We start from the raw sequence: 17,333 nt of genomic DNA on the forward strand, positions 1-17,333 counted from the left end.
AAACAGATTGTTGGTATTTGGAGTTTGGGTATTGTAGTTTGAATTAAGAGGGGTCAACCAAAAACAAGGGTTGGTCAAATTCTACAGGAGATGAATCTTCAACCAATACCTTCACAATTTTTCCAGCAACCTCGGACTCAATGTCGTTGAAAAGCTTCATTGCCTCAATCACACAAAGAACGTCACCAGGATTAATGGTGCTTCCCACCTCAACAAATGTTGGTTTGTCAGGAGAAGGCTTTCTATAGAACGTTCCGATAATTGGAGATTTAATGGTAATGTATTTAGAGTCATCCGCTGCACTTGCAGGGCTTTCTTCCTTTACTGGGGCGGCTGGTTCAGCCACTGCGGGCGCTTGGGCAACCGGTACGGCCGGAGCTTGCGCCATAGGAATTTGTTGTACAATGGTAGTTTCCGGAGTAGAAGTTACGCTTCCTGTGCGAATCGTTATTTTAACGTCCTCCATCTCCAGCTTTACCTCGCTAGCGCCAGACTTGGCGACAAACTTGATTAAACTTTGAATTTCCTTAATGTCCATGGAATATGATTTAGTCAGTTAGTTTTTAATTTACGAATTATATGCCCATTTTAAATAAATGGATCCCCAGGTAAATCCTCCCCCAAAGGCGGCAAAAATAAGATTGTCCCCTTTTTTCAATTGCTTCTCATAGTCATGAAGCAGCAACGGCAGCGTTGCCGAGGTGGTATTACCATATTTATGAATGTTCATCATTACTTTGTCCGCATCCAATCCCATTCTATTGGCCGTAGCGTCAATAATTCGCTTATTGGCCTGATGGGGAACCAACCAGTTCACATCTTCATGGGTCAATCCATTGCGCTCCATAATCAAGGCAGAAACATCCGCCATGTTTGAAACCGCAAATTTGAACACGGATTTTCCATCTTGATACACAAAATGTTGTTTGTTCTTTACGGTCTCCTCCGACGCTGGCAAGATAGATCCCCCAGCTTCAATTTTTAGGAATTGACGTCCCACACCATCTGTGCGCAGATGTTCATCTTGCAAGCCCAGTCCTTCCTCGTTGGGTTCAAAAAGAACGGCTCCGGCCCCATCTCCAAAAATGATGCAGGTGGTTCGGTCGGTATAGTCGATAATGGAAGACATTTTATCCGCTCCAATCAAGAGCACCTTTTTATATCTACCAGATTCAATGTAACTAGAAGCGGTGGACATGCCATACAAGAAGCTGGAACATGCAGCCTGAAGATCGTAAGAGAAAGCGTTTACCGCACCTATTTCCGAGGCTACGAAAGCAGCTGTGGCCGCAACCGGAATATCAGGTGTGGCCGTGGCAACCAAAACAAAATCAATTTCCGCTGGATCCACACCACTTTTCTGAATTAAATCTTCCGCGGCTTTAATCGCCAAATATGAAGTTCCTTTGTTTTCCCCTTTCAGGATCCTACGTTCTTTTATTCCTGTTCTCGTAGTGATCCACTCGTCATTGGTATCCACCATGGTTTCCAACACTTTGTTGGATAAAACGAAGTCGGGAACATACCCTCCCACAGCTGTAATTGCTGCTGTTGTTTTTTTCATATTAGTGTCTTTTTTTGTCAAAAACGCCCATATTTGACGCAAAAGCGGTGAAAATTAGTCATTTTATATGACTTTTGACCTAAAATTGCATTGTTTTTGAAATTAGCCTTATTCCATAAAAAAACTCCCGTTAGTTGAAAACGGGAGTCATATATTTTTTGGAATGTTTCGGATTAGGCAGCAGTTTCCTCCTCTGTCTTATCAATCAAAACTTGTCCTCTGTAGTACAATTTTCCTTCGTGCCAATGTGCTCTATGGAACAGGTGCATTTCTCCTGTTACTGAATCCTTGGCAATCGTAGGCGCGGTGGCCTTGTAATGGGTTCTTCTTTTGTCCCTTCTAGTTTTTGATATTTTTCTTTTAGGATGTGCCATTGTATACCTATTTGTCCGTTAGTAACTTTTTTAAATCGTCCCATCTGGGATCGGTGCCCTCAGTTTGTTCTTTGCTTTCTTTTGGCTGTAATTCTTCCAGCTTGTCCAAGATTTCAGATTTCAACGTTCCGTCCAATACTCCGGGATGTACCCTTTTCGGAGGTACGGCCAACACCAACATTTCATAAATGTATTGTGCAACGTTGATTTGGTGCTCGCCATGGGGTATGATCAAAATTTCATCATTTTCATCATTATATTCTTCCCCAAACTTGATAACGAGATGCAGTTTTGCGTCAATGGGCTGGTCAAATGGTTCACCCGTTAGGTCACAATCCACATTCACCGTTCCGTTGGCTTCAATATCGAGCTCCATCATATTGTTCAATTTTTCCAATATGGCGGTAACGCCTATCGAAGCTGCGTTAAATTCTTGGTATTCAAAAGATTCAAAGAACGTATTGTCAACTTGATACTCAAACTTGTGCTTCCCTAATTTTAGTCCCGTAAACGGAATATAAAATTCCTTCTGCTTCATCATTTCAACACTTAAGGTTTGTGTACCAGCCTCTAAAGGCGGGGGCAAAGATACTACTTATTTAGAAAACTGCAATCCAATTCAAATAAATCTGACGCCAGTCTTTAACTTTTAACAGGCTTTTTTGTCTTTTGCTTTTGAAGTGGATTTTTATTTAGATCGATATAGTCTTTCCTATTCCTAAAAATCTGGATGGCCACAAATACGGCTTCCTTGAAGGAACCAATGTCCGCCTTGCCTTTTCCGGCGATTTCATAAGCGGTTCCATGGTCTGGAGAAGTACGCACTTTATCCAGTCCCGCCGTGTAGTTTACACCCTTTCCAAAGGAAAGTGTTTTAAACGGAATCAACCCTTGATCATGGTATGCGGCGAGAATGGCATCAAAATTATGATGGGAATTGGAGCCGAAAAAGCTGTCCGCTGAGTAAGGCCCATATACCAAAGTGCCTTTATTGAACAATTCCTCGATGGCAGGTTTTAGAATTTTATCGTCCTCTTCACCGATGGTACCATTGTCACCACTATGGGGGTTAATACCAAGCAAGGCAATTTTTGGTCGTCGTATACCAAAGTCCATTTTTAAGGATTTCTCCATGGTCTCTACCTTATCCCGAATCAGTTTCGGGGTAATTGCTTCGGCAACATCCTTAACTGCAATATGATCGGTGAGCAGACCAACCCTTAAGCCGTCGGTAACCATGAACATTAGGCTTTCCCCTTTCAATTCCTGGGCCAAAAAATCTGTATGTCCGGGAAACTTAAAATCCTCTGCTTGGATGTTGTTTTTATTGATCGGTGCCGTCACCAAAATGTCAATCTTGTCATTTTTAAGTGCAGTGACCGCTGCCCGCAACGATTTGATAGCATATTTGCCACCTTCTTCGGTGGCTTGTCCGTATTCAATCTTTGGAGCTTCCTTCCAAACGTTGACCACATTTATCTTGCCATCTACAGTTTGGGAAGCTTCGCGAATTCCATTGAACCCAACATTTATTCCCAAATCAGATTTCTGTTGGGATATGGTCTTGTTGGATGCAAAAATCACAGGAGTACAAAAATCCAACATTCTGGAGTCTTCAAATGTTCTCAATGCTACTTCGCATCCTATCCCATTTAAATCCCCGATTGAGATCCCGAGCCTAATTTTTCCTTTTTCCTTCATATAATCATTGCCGTTATGGCTACATTTACACTGCAAAACTACTTAATTAAAAAGATTCATGTTCACAGGTATCATTGAGACTTTGGGAAAGGTTGCCAAGCTGGAAAACGAAGGTGGAAATTTGCACATCACCATAACTTCGAAAATAACGGAGGAGTTAAAAATTGATCAGAGTGTTGCCCACAATGGGGTATGTCTAACTGTTGTTGCCATAGGGAATGATTCGTATACAGTAACGGCAATCGAGGAGACCCTTGACAAATCGAGTTTGGGGGATTTACAGGTCGGGGACTTGGTCAATCTAGAACGTGCTATGACGCTTGGGGCCCGTTTGGATGGCCATATCGTCCAAGGACATGTAGATCAAACCGCCAATTGCATTTCGGTCGAGGAAAAGGATGGTAGCTGGATCTATGGTTTTGCCTATGATTCCAAATTGAACAACGTCACCATAGAAAAAGGATCCATTACCGTGGATGGGGTAAGCCTAACGGTTGTCGATTCCAAAAAAGATAGTTTCAGTGTGGCCATTATCCCATATACCCATGAACACACGCGCTTTCATTCCTACAAAGAAGGAACACGTGTAAACCTAGAGTTTGATGTTATTGGAAAATATGTGGCAAGGTTGCTTGAAATCAGGCAATAGCTGTATCTGCCAAAAAATTTACTGGTAAAATGAGTGTAATTGAAAAATTAGCTTCCTCCCTTAACAGAGGAGACGAAGTGCCCAATCAAGAATTGGCCAAGGAAATTGTTTTGGCTCAAGATAAAGCAGCTGTCATAGAACTGGTGGAAAACCTTTCCGACAAAAAAGCCATTCAAAACGATTGTATCAAGGTACTTTATGAAATTGGAGAGCAAGAACCAAAACTTATTTCTGACCACATCAATGAATTTATTGCTCAACTGACCAGCAAAAACAACAGGCTTCAATGGGGAGCAATGACCGCTTTGGGGACCATTGCGGGCGAACGACCAAAGGAGATTTATGCAGCGCTGCCCACAATTCTTTCCGCAGCGGACAAAGGATCTGTCATCACTAAAGACCATGCCATGAACATCCTAATAAAACTATGTTCCATTAAAGCATATTCAGATGATGCATTTCATTTATTGATTGAGCAACTGCTAAAAAGTCCTACGAATCAACTACCCATGTATGCGGAAAGGGCAATCCCCATAATCAACGACAACAACAAAGCTCTTTTTACCAAAACGCTTAAATCAAGACTTGGCGACATTGAGAAAGAAACTAAAAGAAAGCGTGTAGAAAAGGTTATAAAGAAATTAGCACCCCATAACCCAGAAGGCTAACGCCACTGATACAAGCTTACCACCTCTTTAGCGTTTAAACCTTGATAAAAATCTTCCTTTTATAAAGGATATAAGCCAACAGACAATAAAAGGCAACCACGCTCAATCCGTAGAGTAACGAAGAAAACTCCATCGACAGAAAATCGTGTACATAAATCTTATTGAAAAGCCATCCGTGCAGGGAGGTTTCTTCATCCACTTTTATTGAATAAAATAGCTTAGCGATAAAACTGGAAAGGAAATATACTACAATCGCATTGGCTCCGGCGTATCGAAATATACTTCCGAATTTTATTCCTTTTACATCGGTCAAATAGTAAATCAATGCCAAAACCACATTGGCCCAACCTGCCGTTACCAAAACAAAGCTGCTTGTCCATAGCGCCTTATTAATTGGGAAGAACAAATCCCAGAGATGTCCGATAATCAAAAGTGACCCTCCCAAACCGAATAGGATGGTTGTCTTTTTTTGCTGTTCGGATCGTAGTATCAAACCTGTGAAAATCCCCAGAATAGAACTTACAATAGCGGGAACAGTGCTCAAAAATCCTTCGGGGTCATAGTCTGGTCTGTAATTGTGGGTGCCAAATAATTGCACATCAAGATAATTGGCCAAGTTGTTTGGAGCCCTTTCAAAGGTGGATGCCTCCCCCTCAACGGGCACAAATGCCATTAAAAGCCAATATCCAACCAATAGAAAGATCGCCGTCGCAATTAGTTTTTTCCAATCCAAATTCAAGAAAAGAATGGCTGCAAAAAAGAATACCACTCCAATACGTTGAAGCACGCCAGGGAATCTTATTTGAGCAAATTCCTTTATAAACGGAAAACTAATGGTAAACGCACCAAGAAAAAGTCCGAGCCCGATAAGCTTTAACGCCCGGATAGAAATCTTTTTATAGGTCGAAGCATTTGCTTCTTTGTTTTGATAGGCAAAAACAATAGAGGTTCCTACTATAAAAAGGAAAAAAGGAAATACCAAATCCGTAGGGGTATAACCGTGCCATTTTGCATGTAACAAAGGAGCATACACATTGGACCAAGTCCCGGGGGTATTTACCAAAATCATTAAAACGATGGTGGCTCCCCTAAAAATATCGACCGATAATACCCTGTTTTTCATGGCGCTTACATTTTATAAAATGGTGTCCTTAATCTTGTTCCATACCCTGATGAGAAAAACTCCTGATACAAGGGCAACAGCGGTCAAAATCAATGCTAAATTGGTTTCGCCATAAATCCAATATCCCGTTGCAAACATTGTGGAATAAATCAATACAACACCTAATAGCATTGCTACCAGCCCGGAAGGAACACTCCACTTCTCTTTTGAATGAACAATTTCCACATTGTCGGCTTCGGCTTCATCAACAACCTTGGACCAGCCAGGACCTCCTGGTTGTATCTTTTTGTAGAAACTTCTAAGCACATCCTTGGTTTCAGGTTGCGTCACGAAGGTTGCCGTTAACCAAATAATGGAAGTCACCACCATTATAAATGGCAATTCCCCCCAATCTGGAAACAATCCGTTTTCTGCTCCAAAAAGGACTTCTCTCAAGGATGTCGTCTCCAAAAGAATGGCTAAAATCCCCGATGAAAACATCGCCGTAATCTCCGACCATGCGTTTATTCGCCACCAGAACCATCTTAAGATGAAAATAAGACCGGTTCCTGCTCCAAAAGACAGCAATAGATTGAAGATTCCCATCGCATTTTGCATGGCAAGCGCTAAAAATGCGCTCAAAACCATTAATACAGCGGTTGAAATCCTACCTACGGCAACCATCTGCTTTTCAGAGGCATTAGGGTTGATCTGTTGTTTGTAAAAGTCAAAAACGATGTATGACGATCCCCAGTTCAATTGGGTCGAAATTGTACTCATATAAGCCGCTACCAAAGAGGCTAAAACTACCCCCAACAATCCACTTGGCAGTTTTGTCAACATCGCCGAATAAGCCAAATCATGACCTAGTTTATCCTCTGCAACATTTGGGAAGGCTTCATGGATACTGGCAATGTCAGGATATACCACCAAAGAAGCCAAAGCAACCAAAATCCATGGCCATGGTCTTAGGGCATAATGCATAATATTGAAAAAGAAGGTTGCCCCTATCGCGTGGTTCTCGTTTTTGGCGGCCAACATTCGTTGTGCGATATAGCCACCACCACCTGGTTCTCCACCAGGATACCATGAACTCCACCACTGTACAGCAAGTGGGATTATCAAGAGGGTAATCACTGCCTTCTTGTCACTCCAATCAGGCACAATGTTAAGTTTATCCTTTACATTTTCGTTTTCTATAATGGCTTGAATTCCTCCAACTTCTGGAAGGTTAACCAAATAATAGGCCGCCCCTATGGCTCCCGCCATAGCAACGAAGAATAGCAAAAAGTCGCTATAGACCACTCCTTTGAATCCTCCCAAGGCACTGAATACTACTGTGATCAAACCTGCTGCAACAACGGTCACCCATGGTTCAAGGCCCAACATCACGCCTCCGATTTTTATCGCTGCAAGGGTTACGGCCGACATGGTAATCACGTTAAAAATTACCCCGAGATAAACCGCTCTAAATTTTCGCAAAAAGCTTGCTGCTTTTCCACCATATCTAAGTTCATAGAACTCAAGGTCTGTTTTTACGTTGGACTTTCTCCAAAGCTTCGCGTACACGAATACCGTGAGCATACCTGTTACCAAAAAGCACCACCAGCCCCAGTTGCCCGATACCCCGTTAGTTCTTACAAGGTCGGTGACCAAGTTAGGAGTGTCTGTAGAAAAGGTGGTTGCCACCATGGAAAGACCCAAAAGCCACCATGGCATTGTTCTGCCTGACAGAAAGTATTCCGATGAGCTTTTTCCTGATTTTTTTGAAACGTATACTCCTATGAAAAGTACAATCGCGAAGAATCCGAAGATTATAAAATAATCTAAAGTTTGAATGTCCATTTGGTTATAAAGTTGGTAAGTCACTAAAGGTAAAGTTTTTTTGAAATACCTTTGCGTTTTGTTCGCTAAACACCTGCTTTGGTTATACATATAACTTCAGAACCGTCGTTTGTTGCATGGATAATGGGCGCAACTGCGGCTTTTTTAATGGGAACATCCAAGGCAGGATTGAAGGGTCTGGCCACATTCAACGTTACCCTTTTGGCTTTGGCTTTTGGAGCAAGGGAATCCACTGGTTTGATAATGCCTCTTTTGTTGGTTGGCGACGTTGTTGCGGTACTGTATTATAACCGTCATACCCAATGGAAGTATATTTTACGGTTTTTGCCATGGATGGTCGGGGGAATTTTGATCGGGGTATTTATTGGGAAGGATCTGCCCGAAAAGGAGTTTAAATTGGGGATGGTCATTGTCATTTTTTTGAGCTTGGCCACCTTGATCTGGTGGGATAGGCGAAAATCGACACGAGTACCTTCCCATTGGGCTTTCGCCGGTCCTATAGGCATAGTGGCTGGTATCTGCACCATGATCGGCAATTTGGCCGGAGCCTTTACCAATATTTTCTTTTTGGCGATGCGTTTACCAAAAAATGAGTTTGTAGGCACGGCGGCATGGCTCTATTTAATAACCAACGCCTTTAAACTACCCTTTCACATATTTGTTTGGAAAACTGTTTCAATGGAAACTTTGCTTATTGATTTGAAGTTGCTCCCCGCGCTTGCCCTAGGGCTTCTCTCGGGCATTTTCATTGTCAAGAAAATAAATGAGCGAAATTATAAAAGGTTCATTCTGGTTGTGACGGCAATAGGCGCAGTGGCGATTCTCTTCAAATAAACTACATCTTTTGCGCCAATAGGTTCAATTCCATCTTTTTTAAATCGGCCTCCGTAAGTGGTTTGGTCACATATCCATCTATAAAGGCATATTCCTTCGATAAATTCAAATCTTCTGGAGCGATGGATGAAGTAAGAATATGAATATGCACCTGTTCCCTTATTATGCTATCCGCCCGCTTTAATTCTTCTAGAAGTTCCCAGCCATTCATTACGGGCATATTTATATCCAACAACAAAATCTCCGGTAATTCATGTGGTGTTTCAGCCAAAGAAACCAAAGCCTCATATGCCTCTAACCCATTTTGAAAATGGCAGATATTCTCAGAAAGTCCTGATGCGCCAATCAAAGCTTCTGCGGCTTCCCTGAATATAAAATCATCATCTACCAAAAATACTTTCTTAACCTTCATTTGATTTCCTATTAAAATGTAATTTGAATGTTGTTCCCTTATCTACGTTGCTCTCCACTTCAATTTTGGCGCCCATGGCATCCATTTGGTTTTTCGAGATGAACAGTCCAACACCCTTTGCATCTTTATTACCATGAAAAGTTTTATACATTCCGAACAATTTATCACCATGCTTTTCCAAATCGATTCCCTTACCGTTGTCCTTAAATGCAATTATGGTTTCTTCTTTGTTTTGAACAGTGCTGATTTTCAGATTGAGCTTGCGTTTCGGATTTCGATACTTGATGCTGTTTGTAAGCAGGTTGAGGAAGATACTTGACAGATAAGGTCTAATGGCAAATACTTTCAGCATATCCGGAATATCGATTTGTATTTTCGGAACAACTTCATCAATCAAGGCATTGATACTTTCAAGGGTACTTTCCAAAGTGGATTTTACATTGACCCACTGAAAGTTTTTGTGGTCATCCGTTTGTATCTTAATTACCTCGTTCAGTTGCACAACTGTCTCATCCAAACGATCGGAAGAGATTCTGATCATCTCAATGAACCTTTGTTGTTTGTCCGGCACGGTATTCTCCAACAGCATTCCGGTAAGCATGGAAAGATTGCTGGAATGTGATCTTAGATTGTGGGAAACAATGTGGGCAAAGTTCAAAAGACTTTTATTCTGTCTTTCGGTAGTGTTCAGCAGCTCCCTTAGTCTGTTGTCCACCTTTTTTATTCTAGAAACATCGGAATTGGCACCGATCATCCTAATAGGATTCCCCTTGGCATCTCTAAAGACTTTGCCTTGTCCCAGGATATAGCGAGTGGACCCGTCCGCTGTTTTTATTCTAAACTCCGTATTGAATTCCTTTTTACCAGAAATGGCATCTTCAACTGCTTTTAGGCTCCTTTCTTTGTCTTCTGGATGTATTGTGCTCTCCCAAGCCTCTACCACACCTGTAAAATCTTCTTTTTTTACTTGGTACAAAGAATACATATTATCGTCCCAGACCAAACTGTTATTTATAATGTCATAATCCCATATCCCTATGTTTGAGCTTTCAACCGCCATTCTCATCCGATCTGTCAACACCTGGTACCTGATACTTTCCCTCTTTGCTTTGTCTATGTCCTGAAAGACACCAAAAATCTTGGAGGCTTTTCCATTTACCATTTCGGCATTACCTATCGCCCGCACCCATTTTTCCTTCCCTTTTGCGGTAACTATCACCAATTCTTCGTCGTAGGGTTCTCCTTTCTCAATGGCCTCTGAAACAACTTTGACGATTCGATCCCGATGTTCACCTTCTTTGTAAAAATTGATTCCACCCTCCAGGTCGGGAATGTAATTCTTGTCTACTTCATGAATTTCCTTGGTCATATCAGACCAAAAAATTTTGTGGTTTATCAAGTCCACCTCCCAGCTTCCTATTCTAGCGATTCGTTCCGCTTGAAGTGAAAAATCCAAAGCCATCTTCTTTTTGGTAACCTCATCAAAATGGATATAAAAAATAGGGTCTTTTTTATCTGGATATACCACTAGTTTGTACCATTTTACCTCACCTCGCCTAGAGATATAGGTGAAGAATTCTTTTATAGGTTCCTTTATGGTACTCTTTTTCTTAAGATCGGTCAGTGAACCTTGTAACTCTCCAATAAGGTCTCTTAATGAAGCGGGTTTTTTATCAGATTCGGCAAAACCAAAAAAATCATATAGATAGCTGGAACATTCCTCCATCTCCAATTTCTTATTTATAATGGCAATAGGAAATGGCAGTTGTTCGACATTCAACTTCGAAGATAGTTGTGTTTTCATTCAAGGTTGGGCTTATGGTGTAAAAGTGTAACGTAGGAAATTTCCTAATAGTATTCAAATTGCCCAGGTTATCCAAAATTTAGGCGGCAAGTCTTTTTTAGGGATTCTGTGCCCTGAAGCGCATGTTGTAAATGTCAATTTTCGTCGGATAATCTGTAAATCCGCATGGGCGTTATCATTCGCGCCTTTCGATTTCTATTCTTTTACGTTGCAATTGTAAGGTAGGACGGTGAGATGTCTTACCAATAATGACGAGCAACTACCCAAAATAAAGTTTTGTTCTCATTTTTTGATTATTTGAATTAGCTATTCCTTCAGGCTTCTTCCTCCTACCTTTCTCAGTTGCACTAACTCATTAATTACTAACAAAACTTTTTATTTATGAAAGTAAAGAAACTAGTGCGACCGTTAGCTCTGGCATTTTTTTGTGCCATATCGGCATGGTCCCAAAACAAACAGATTACCGGTACGGTCGTGGACCAGGAGGGGTTGCCCCTTCCAGGTGTCAATATTGTTGTTGTGGGCACCAGTAATGGTTCCCAAACCGATTTTGACGGCAATTACAACATCCAGGCCGCAGAGGGACAAACACTTTTGTTTACCTACATAGGCCAGCGTGAAGTACGCAGATTGGTGGGGTCCGAAAGTGTAATCAATGTACGGATGCAAGAAGATGCCCAGGCATTGCAAGAAGTAATCGTAACCGCTCTGGGGATTCAAAAAGAGAAGCAAGCCTTAGGTTATGCCGTTGCAGAAGTGGGCTCTGATCAGTTGGAGCAAAAATCAGAAGGTGATATTGCAAGAATTCTTACAGGAAAGGCTTCTGGCGTACAAATCAACCAGCAAAGTGGCCTTTCCGGTTCAGGCACAAACATTATTATTCGAGGATTAAACTCCTTTAGTACCAGCAACCAGGCCCTGTTTATTGTTGACGGCGTCCCTTTTAGTAATGATACGAACCCACAGGGAAATTTCATTAATGGAAATAATGGGTCTAGCCGCTTTTTGGATTTGGACCCCAACAACATTGAAAGTGTAAACGTGCTTAAAGGTCTTGCTGCTGCCACACTTTATGGTTCACAGGGAAAGAATGGGGTAATCTTGATTACCACCAAAGGAGGAAAGGCTTCTCAAGGAGCTTCCAAAAAGTCTGAAATCACGGTAAGCACCTCTCTTTTCTTTAACGAAATAGCTTCGCTTCCTGATTATCAAAATGAATATGGAAATGGTTTCGACCAGGCCTTTGGTTGGTTCTTCAGTAACTGGGGACCAAGCTTCAGCAGAGAAGGTGTTGATGGTTGGGGGAATGATGGTTCTTTTGATCAACAAGGAACTCTGCCACACCCGTATTCAACTGCAGCTGCCGCAACGGGAATACCACAGGCATTTCCCGAATTTGCAAACGTACGCTACGAGTGGCGTCCATATGACAGTGTAAAAAACCTGTTTAAAACTGGAACCGTAATTAATACTTCGATAAATGCACGTGGTTCTTCAGAAGATGGTAAAATCACCTATAACGCCAATTATGGTCACTTGGAAGATCAAGGTTTTACGCCAGGCAACTCAATTGTTAGAAATAATCTATCCATAGGTGGATCGGCACAACTATCGAACAAGTTCACCATATCGGGAACTTTAAATTACTCTTTGACCAAGTTTACCTCACCACCTGTTGCATTGAGTAATGGTAATGGAGCCACAGGATCAGGATCATCTATTTTCGGGGATTTATGGTTTACACCAAGAAGTATAAACTTTGATGCCCTCCCTTTTCAAAACCCAATTACGGGAGGCTCGGTATATTACAGACAGAACAATAGTATTCAGCACCCACTCTGGACTATCGCAAATTCCGGAACAGGGCAACAGACCAACAGAGTTTTTGGTAATGCCAGTATAGGATATGATATCAATGATCATTTGAACCTAAACTATCGTGTTGGTTTGGACAATTACAGTGAAAACAATCTAAATTTCCAAAACAAAGGTGGGGTAAACAGTAACAGTGGTGATGCGAGATTATTAAGTGGAATTTATTCTACCTGGAATAATACCAATACCATTTGGGATCACAACTTGGTTTTAACAGGAAACTATGACCTAACGGAAAAAATTGGTTTTGCATTTAATGTTGGTGGTACTTCAAGACGTGAGGTATTTGATCAAAACGGAACCACCAGTGATGGCCAGCAAGTTTTTGGCGTGCTTAGGCACTTTAATTTCTTGAACAATGAGGAAGTTCAGTTCTTCACGGAAAGAAACTTGGTTGGGGTTTATGGTCAATTGGATTTTGATTATAACAACTTTTTGTACCTGACCCTATCTGGACGAAATGACTGGGCCTCCAACTTTTCAAAAGAAAACAGGAGTCTATTTTATCCAAGTGCCAGTTTATCCTTTATTCCAACCGAGGCCTTAGATGGATTAAAAAGTCAGAATGGACTAAATTACTTAAAGCTTAGAGCAGGTTACGGAACGTCAGCTGGGTTCAACACATTTAATCCGTATCCGATAGCTTCGACCCTTGTTTTGGTAACCAACGACAATCAAACCACTACTGGAACAAACATTGTGACCAACACCTCTGGGCAAACTTTAGGAAACCCTGGGCTTCAACCTGAAACAGTCTCCGAAATTGAACTCGGAATTGAGTCAGCGCTTCTTGATAACAGGATTACCCTGGATGTTTCGGTGTACAAAAGAATTACCAAAGACCTTATTGTTAGAAGACCTTTAGATCCCGCAACTGGTTTTACCTTCACAGATACCAATGTGGGGGAAATAGATGGTGAAGGAATCGAAGCAGATTTGGGTGTTACTTGGATCAGAAGCAATGACAACGGTTTGAATTGGAGTTCAAATTTAAATTTCACTGCGTATGAGACCACCGTTACCGATTTGGGCCTTGATACAGACCAAGTAATCTATTCTGGTTTTGCCAACTTAGGGAATGCTGCCATTCCAGATGAACCTTTGGGTGTATTTTTCGGTTCAAGGGTCCAAAGAACAGCGAATGGCGAGTTGGTTGTGGACGCACAAGGTAATTTCCAGCAAGACCCTGTTAACGGGGTAATAGGAGATCCAAATCCGGATTGGATCGCCAACTTGCAGAACACTTTGTCATTCCAAAATTTCACATTTGGATTTCAGATGAACTATACCCAGGGAGGTGATATCTATTCCAGTACCATTTCTACCTTATTGGGAAGGGGATTAATTCCGGAGACCTTGAATAGAAGAGAGTCCTTTGTATTGAATGGTGTAGGCCCCGATGGACAACCGAACAATATCCAGATCAACAACTCGGATTTCTACTTTACCAATGTACTCTTTGGTCCAAGTGAGCTTCAAGTTTACGATGCCACGACAATTCGACTACAAGAGGTTTCACTGGCCTATAGTATGCCTGAAAAATTCTTGGATAAAACCCCGTTTGGCTCCTTGGTTTTCACCGTTTCCGGTCAGAACCTATGGTATGACGCCATCAATACACCTAACGGTGCCCGTTTTGACCCCAATACTTCCGGTTTAGGTGTAGGAAACGGAGTTGGGTTCGATTTCTTAAACGGTCCAAGTTCTAGAAGATATGGTTTAAGTGTGAAAGCCACATTCTAATAAAAAATGAAAAAGATGAAAAAACTAAATAGATATATACTTATCCCTATCGCAGTCCTTGGATTGTTCATCAGTGGATGTGAAAGTACAGAACTAAACATCACCCAAGATCCAAATGCCTTGGCGCCAGAACAGGCAAGTGTGGATTTCTTTTTGAACTCCATTCAAGAGGATTTTGTGAGACAATTGGAGGGTAATGCCGATTTTGATATCAACGACAACTTTGTCTCTGGAGGAGCCACCAACGGAGATGGATTTAACCTTCACGGTATGGAACTTACACGGATTATTGCTCTTTTCAATACCAATTCCCAGAACTATCAATCCGTTTACCAAGATTCTGATTTTACAGATGAATGGACCAATGCTTATACGGGTGTTCTGCAAGATATCAAGTTAATGAACGCCTTGGCCGCTGAGGGTGGTCAAACACATCATGTTGCCATCGGTCAGTTTATTGAAGCTTATTTGATTGTAAGTTTGGTGGACTTTTTCGGTGATATTCCATACAGTGAAGCGTTTCAGGGAGAGGAAGGTGTTCTTAACCCTAATTTGGATTCAGGTGCATCGGTCTATGAGGCCGCTCTTGCCCTTTTGGATGATGCCATAGTTAATTTTGGGGCAACGGCCACCGAAGAACCAAGTGCAGATGTTTTCTATGCCAACGATTACAATGCCTGGGTCAAAGCTGCAAATACCCTTAAAATGAAAATCTACTATCAAACCCGATTGGTAGATGGGAGTGCGGTCGCGAATTTTAACACCATTGTCAACTCGGGCAATTATATTTCGGATAACTCTGAAGATTTTCAATTTAACTGGCCAGGCACTAGTGCATCCAATCCTGATACAAGACACCCAAGATATGGCTTTAACTATGCGGTGGCAGGGGCAACTGATTTTATGTCAAATTGGTTGATGAACGAGATGATGACCTCGAACGACCCAAGGATCAGGTACTATTTCTATAGACAAACGAATGCAGTTCCAGGACAGGAGATTCCACCAGACCAGGAAACTATTCGATGTTCTACGCAATCACCACCACAGCATTATATCGATGGAGGATTCACATTTTGTAACCTCCCTGATGGTTATTGGGGAAGGGATTTTGGTCAAAATGATGGCCGTGACCCAGATGGCTTCTTCGTAACAACTTGGGGTGTATATCCAGCAGGGGGAAGATTTGATGATGATAGTTTTCAAGGAGTCGGAGCTGGCCAAGGCGGTGCCGGTGCCGGAACCACTCCAATTTTAACGGCATCATGGGTCGATTTTATGATTGCAGAAATAGCATTGGTGGGTAATGATTTGCCAGCGGCGAGAACTGCAATGTTGAGTGGTATCTCCAAGTCAATAGCAAAGGTCCAAAGCTTTAGTGTCTTGGATCCAAGTGCAGATTTTTCATTTGCGCCCGACCAGGCAGCAGTTGATGCATTTGTTGCCTCAATTGGTAACGCTTGGGATGCTGGCACCACGGAAGGTAAATGGGATATACTGGGAGAGCAGTTTTTTACAGCCTGTTTCGGGAATGGGGTAGAGCCTTATAATTTTTATAGAAGGACCGGTTATCCGACCACCTTACAACCCAATAGATCTCCCAATCCGGGTGATTTCCCAAGGTCAATGTATTACCCTTCCAATGCAGTCAATACCAATTCCAACATTAGCCAAAAGCCCAATCAGACACAGCCTGTCTTTTGGGATAACAACCCTAGTGGTCCAATAGCTAACTAAATTTTAAATCGTTATGAAATTTATATATAAATATTCTGTCTTACTATTGATCTTATGCTCACTCTCATGTAGCGAGGATGACAAACTTTCCGGGGAAGTTATCGACGATGTAATTCGCGGTGCGATTCTAAGAACCGTTAATGTGATAAGTCCAGCAATGGATGTTTTAGATCCAACTGCCGTATGGGGAGTTGAGATTGAAGCCCAAGATTTGGAAAATGGTGCTTTGATGGAGGAGGTTCGGTTATATGCTAAGCTTATCGACAATACCCCCGAAAATGGAACCACTGATTCTGGGGAGGTGCAAATAGATACTTTTTCTCCCTCTGATTTTACCAACGGCCCGTTTGGTCTGCCAAGAAGAGAAGTTACCGCAACCTTGGGGCAGCTAACAAATGCCCTGGGTCTTGTTGATGGTGAATTCAACTGTGGGGATCAAATAGAGATGCGGTTTGAAATGGACCTCACCACGGGGCAAACGTTTACAGGTGGAGATCAAAACCCCAACATCAGTGGGGGCGATTTCTTTAGTTCCCCTTACTTGTACCGTGCTACTTTGATTGCGTTGCTGCCATCGGATGACCTGTATACTGGACAATACCAGCTTACTACAATTACACCTGGCATTTTTGGTGTGAATGATTATCAAGATGGTGTTTATACCATAGATGCCGTAGGGAATACCACTAGACTAATTAGGGACGTTCCCACGTTTCCTGCCTTTGGTCCTTTTGGTCCCGTAGATTTTGAATTCCAATTTGTATGTGGAGAAATCATTGTTACACCCGCCCAAAGTGTTGGGGCCGGTTGTTCAAACCTTATTTTATCCGGTACTGCTACGGTCAATGCGACCTATGATATCGCCAATCCGGACGACACCTCTTTTATCATCAACTTTAAGTCTGATGAAGCGAACGATTGCGGCACGGGATCACCCCAGGCCTCTATTCAACTCACTAAACTATAGTTAATAAAAAGGCAGGGGGTGCAAAAATTGTACGCCCTGCTATCAATCCAAAAAAATA

General features: G+C 41.9%; 15 protein-coding genes. 6 read left to right on the forward strand and 9 right to left on the reverse strand.

Going from position 1 to position 17,333, the window contains the following annotated elements:
• Window positions 1–43: 43 nt before the first annotated feature.
• The 5 genes from accB to pdxA all read right to left on the reverse strand — a co-directional run bounded on the left by accB (window position 44) and on the right by pdxA (window position 3,639).
• The gene (gene accB / locus ACULLH_RS01285) at window positions 44–538 is read right to left on the reverse strand and encodes an acetyl-CoA carboxylase biotin carboxyl carrier protein (RefSeq protein WP_454086914.1); all 495 of its coding nucleotides are present in this window, start codon (window positions 536–538) and stop codon (window positions 44–46) included.
• Window positions 539–568: 30 nt separating this feature from the next.
• Window positions 569–1,564, reverse strand: coding sequence for a beta-ketoacyl-ACP synthase III (locus tag ACULLH_RS01290; protein WP_454086915.1), 996 nt, complete (start codon window positions 1,562–1,564; stop codon window positions 569–571).
• 173 nt (window positions 1,565–1,737) lie between these two features.
• A complete protein-coding gene (gene rpmF, locus ACULLH_RS01295; RefSeq protein ID WP_097044276.1) occupies window positions 1,738–1,938 on the reverse strand; it encodes a 50S ribosomal protein L32 in 201 nt (66 codons plus the stop codon).
• 7 nt (window positions 1,939–1,945) lie between these two features.
• A complete protein-coding gene (locus ACULLH_RS01300; RefSeq protein ID WP_454086916.1) occupies window positions 1,946–2,479 on the reverse strand; it encodes a YceD family protein in 534 nt (177 codons plus the stop codon).
• Between the two features lie 101 nt (window positions 2,480–2,580).
• Entirely contained in the window at window positions 2,581–3,639 is a 1,059-nt protein-coding gene (gene pdxA / locus ACULLH_RS01305) for a 4-hydroxythreonine-4-phosphate dehydrogenase PdxA (protein WP_454086917.1), read from the reverse strand.
• A gap of 58 nt (window positions 3,640–3,697) precedes the next feature.
• On the opposite strand from pdxA, the gene ACULLH_RS01310 reads away from it, so the two are divergent.
• Together ACULLH_RS01310 and ACULLH_RS01315 are read left to right on the forward strand one after the other, a co-directional pair.
• Entirely contained in the window at window positions 3,698–4,288 is a 591-nt protein-coding gene (locus tag ACULLH_RS01310; protein ID WP_454086918.1) for a riboflavin synthase, read from the forward strand.
• A 29-nt stretch (window positions 4,289–4,317) separates the two neighbouring features.
• Window positions 4,318–4,956: a hypothetical protein gene (locus tag ACULLH_RS01315; RefSeq protein ID WP_454086919.1), complete on the forward strand. Its 639-nt coding sequence runs from the start codon at window positions 4,318–4,320 to the stop codon at window positions 4,954–4,956.
• 34 nt (window positions 4,957–4,990) lie between these two features.
• Here ACULLH_RS01315 and ACULLH_RS01320 read toward each other — a convergent pair whose 3' ends face one another.
• Both ACULLH_RS01320 and ACULLH_RS01325 read right to left on the reverse strand, forming a co-directional pair.
• Window positions 4,991–6,079, reverse strand: a complete 1,089-nt coding sequence (locus ACULLH_RS01320) for an acyltransferase family protein (protein WP_454086920.1) — start codon at window positions 6,077–6,079, stop codon at window positions 4,991–4,993.
• A 12-nt stretch (window positions 6,080–6,091) separates the two neighbouring features.
• Entirely contained in the window at window positions 6,092–7,903 is a 1,812-nt protein-coding gene (locus ACULLH_RS01325; RefSeq protein ID WP_454086921.1) for a sodium:solute symporter family protein, read from the reverse strand.
• Window positions 7,904–7,981: 78 nt separating this feature from the next.
• On the opposite strand from ACULLH_RS01325, the gene ACULLH_RS01330 reads away from it, so the two are divergent.
• Complete coding sequence (locus tag ACULLH_RS01330; RefSeq protein WP_454086922.1) at window positions 7,982–8,737, forward strand: TSUP family transporter; 756 nt, start codon at window positions 7,982–7,984, stop codon at window positions 8,735–8,737.
• A 1-nt stretch (window position 8,738) separates the two neighbouring features.
• Here ACULLH_RS01330 and ACULLH_RS01335 read toward each other — a convergent pair whose 3' ends face one another.
• Together ACULLH_RS01335 and ACULLH_RS01340 are read right to left on the reverse strand one after the other, a co-directional pair.
• Window positions 8,739–9,149 (reverse strand): response regulator, encoded by a 411-nt coding sequence (locus ACULLH_RS01335; protein ID WP_454086923.1) that lies wholly within the window; start codon window positions 9,147–9,149, stop codon window positions 8,739–8,741.
• Complete coding sequence (locus ACULLH_RS01340; RefSeq protein WP_454086924.1) at window positions 9,139–10,953, reverse strand: sensor histidine kinase; 1,815 nt, start codon at window positions 10,951–10,953, stop codon at window positions 9,139–9,141. Before ACULLH_RS01340 ends, ACULLH_RS01335 begins: the two co-directional genes overlap by 11 nt.
• A 381-nt stretch (window positions 10,954–11,334) precedes the next feature.
• On the opposite strand from ACULLH_RS01340, the gene ACULLH_RS01345 reads away from it, so the two are divergent.
• From ACULLH_RS01345 to ACULLH_RS01355, 3 genes are read left to right on the forward strand one after another with little or no spacing between them, the layout of a single operon-like run.
• Window positions 11,335–14,571: a SusC/RagA family TonB-linked outer membrane protein gene (locus ACULLH_RS01345; protein ID WP_454086925.1), complete on the forward strand. Its 3,237-nt coding sequence runs from the start codon at window positions 11,335–11,337 to the stop codon at window positions 14,569–14,571.
• Window positions 14,572–14,586: 15 nt separating this feature from the next.
• Complete coding sequence (locus ACULLH_RS01350; protein ID WP_454086926.1) at window positions 14,587–16,308, forward strand: SusD/RagB family nutrient-binding outer membrane lipoprotein; 1,722 nt, start codon at window positions 14,587–14,589, stop codon at window positions 16,306–16,308.
• A gap of 13 nt (window positions 16,309–16,321) precedes the next feature.
• Complete coding sequence (locus ACULLH_RS01355) at window positions 16,322–17,275, forward strand: hypothetical protein (protein WP_454086927.1); 954 nt, start codon at window positions 16,322–16,324, stop codon at window positions 17,273–17,275.
• Window positions 17,276–17,333 lie beyond the last annotated feature (58 nt).

Source organism: Flagellimonas sp. 2504JD4-2, from assembly GCF_053642935.1.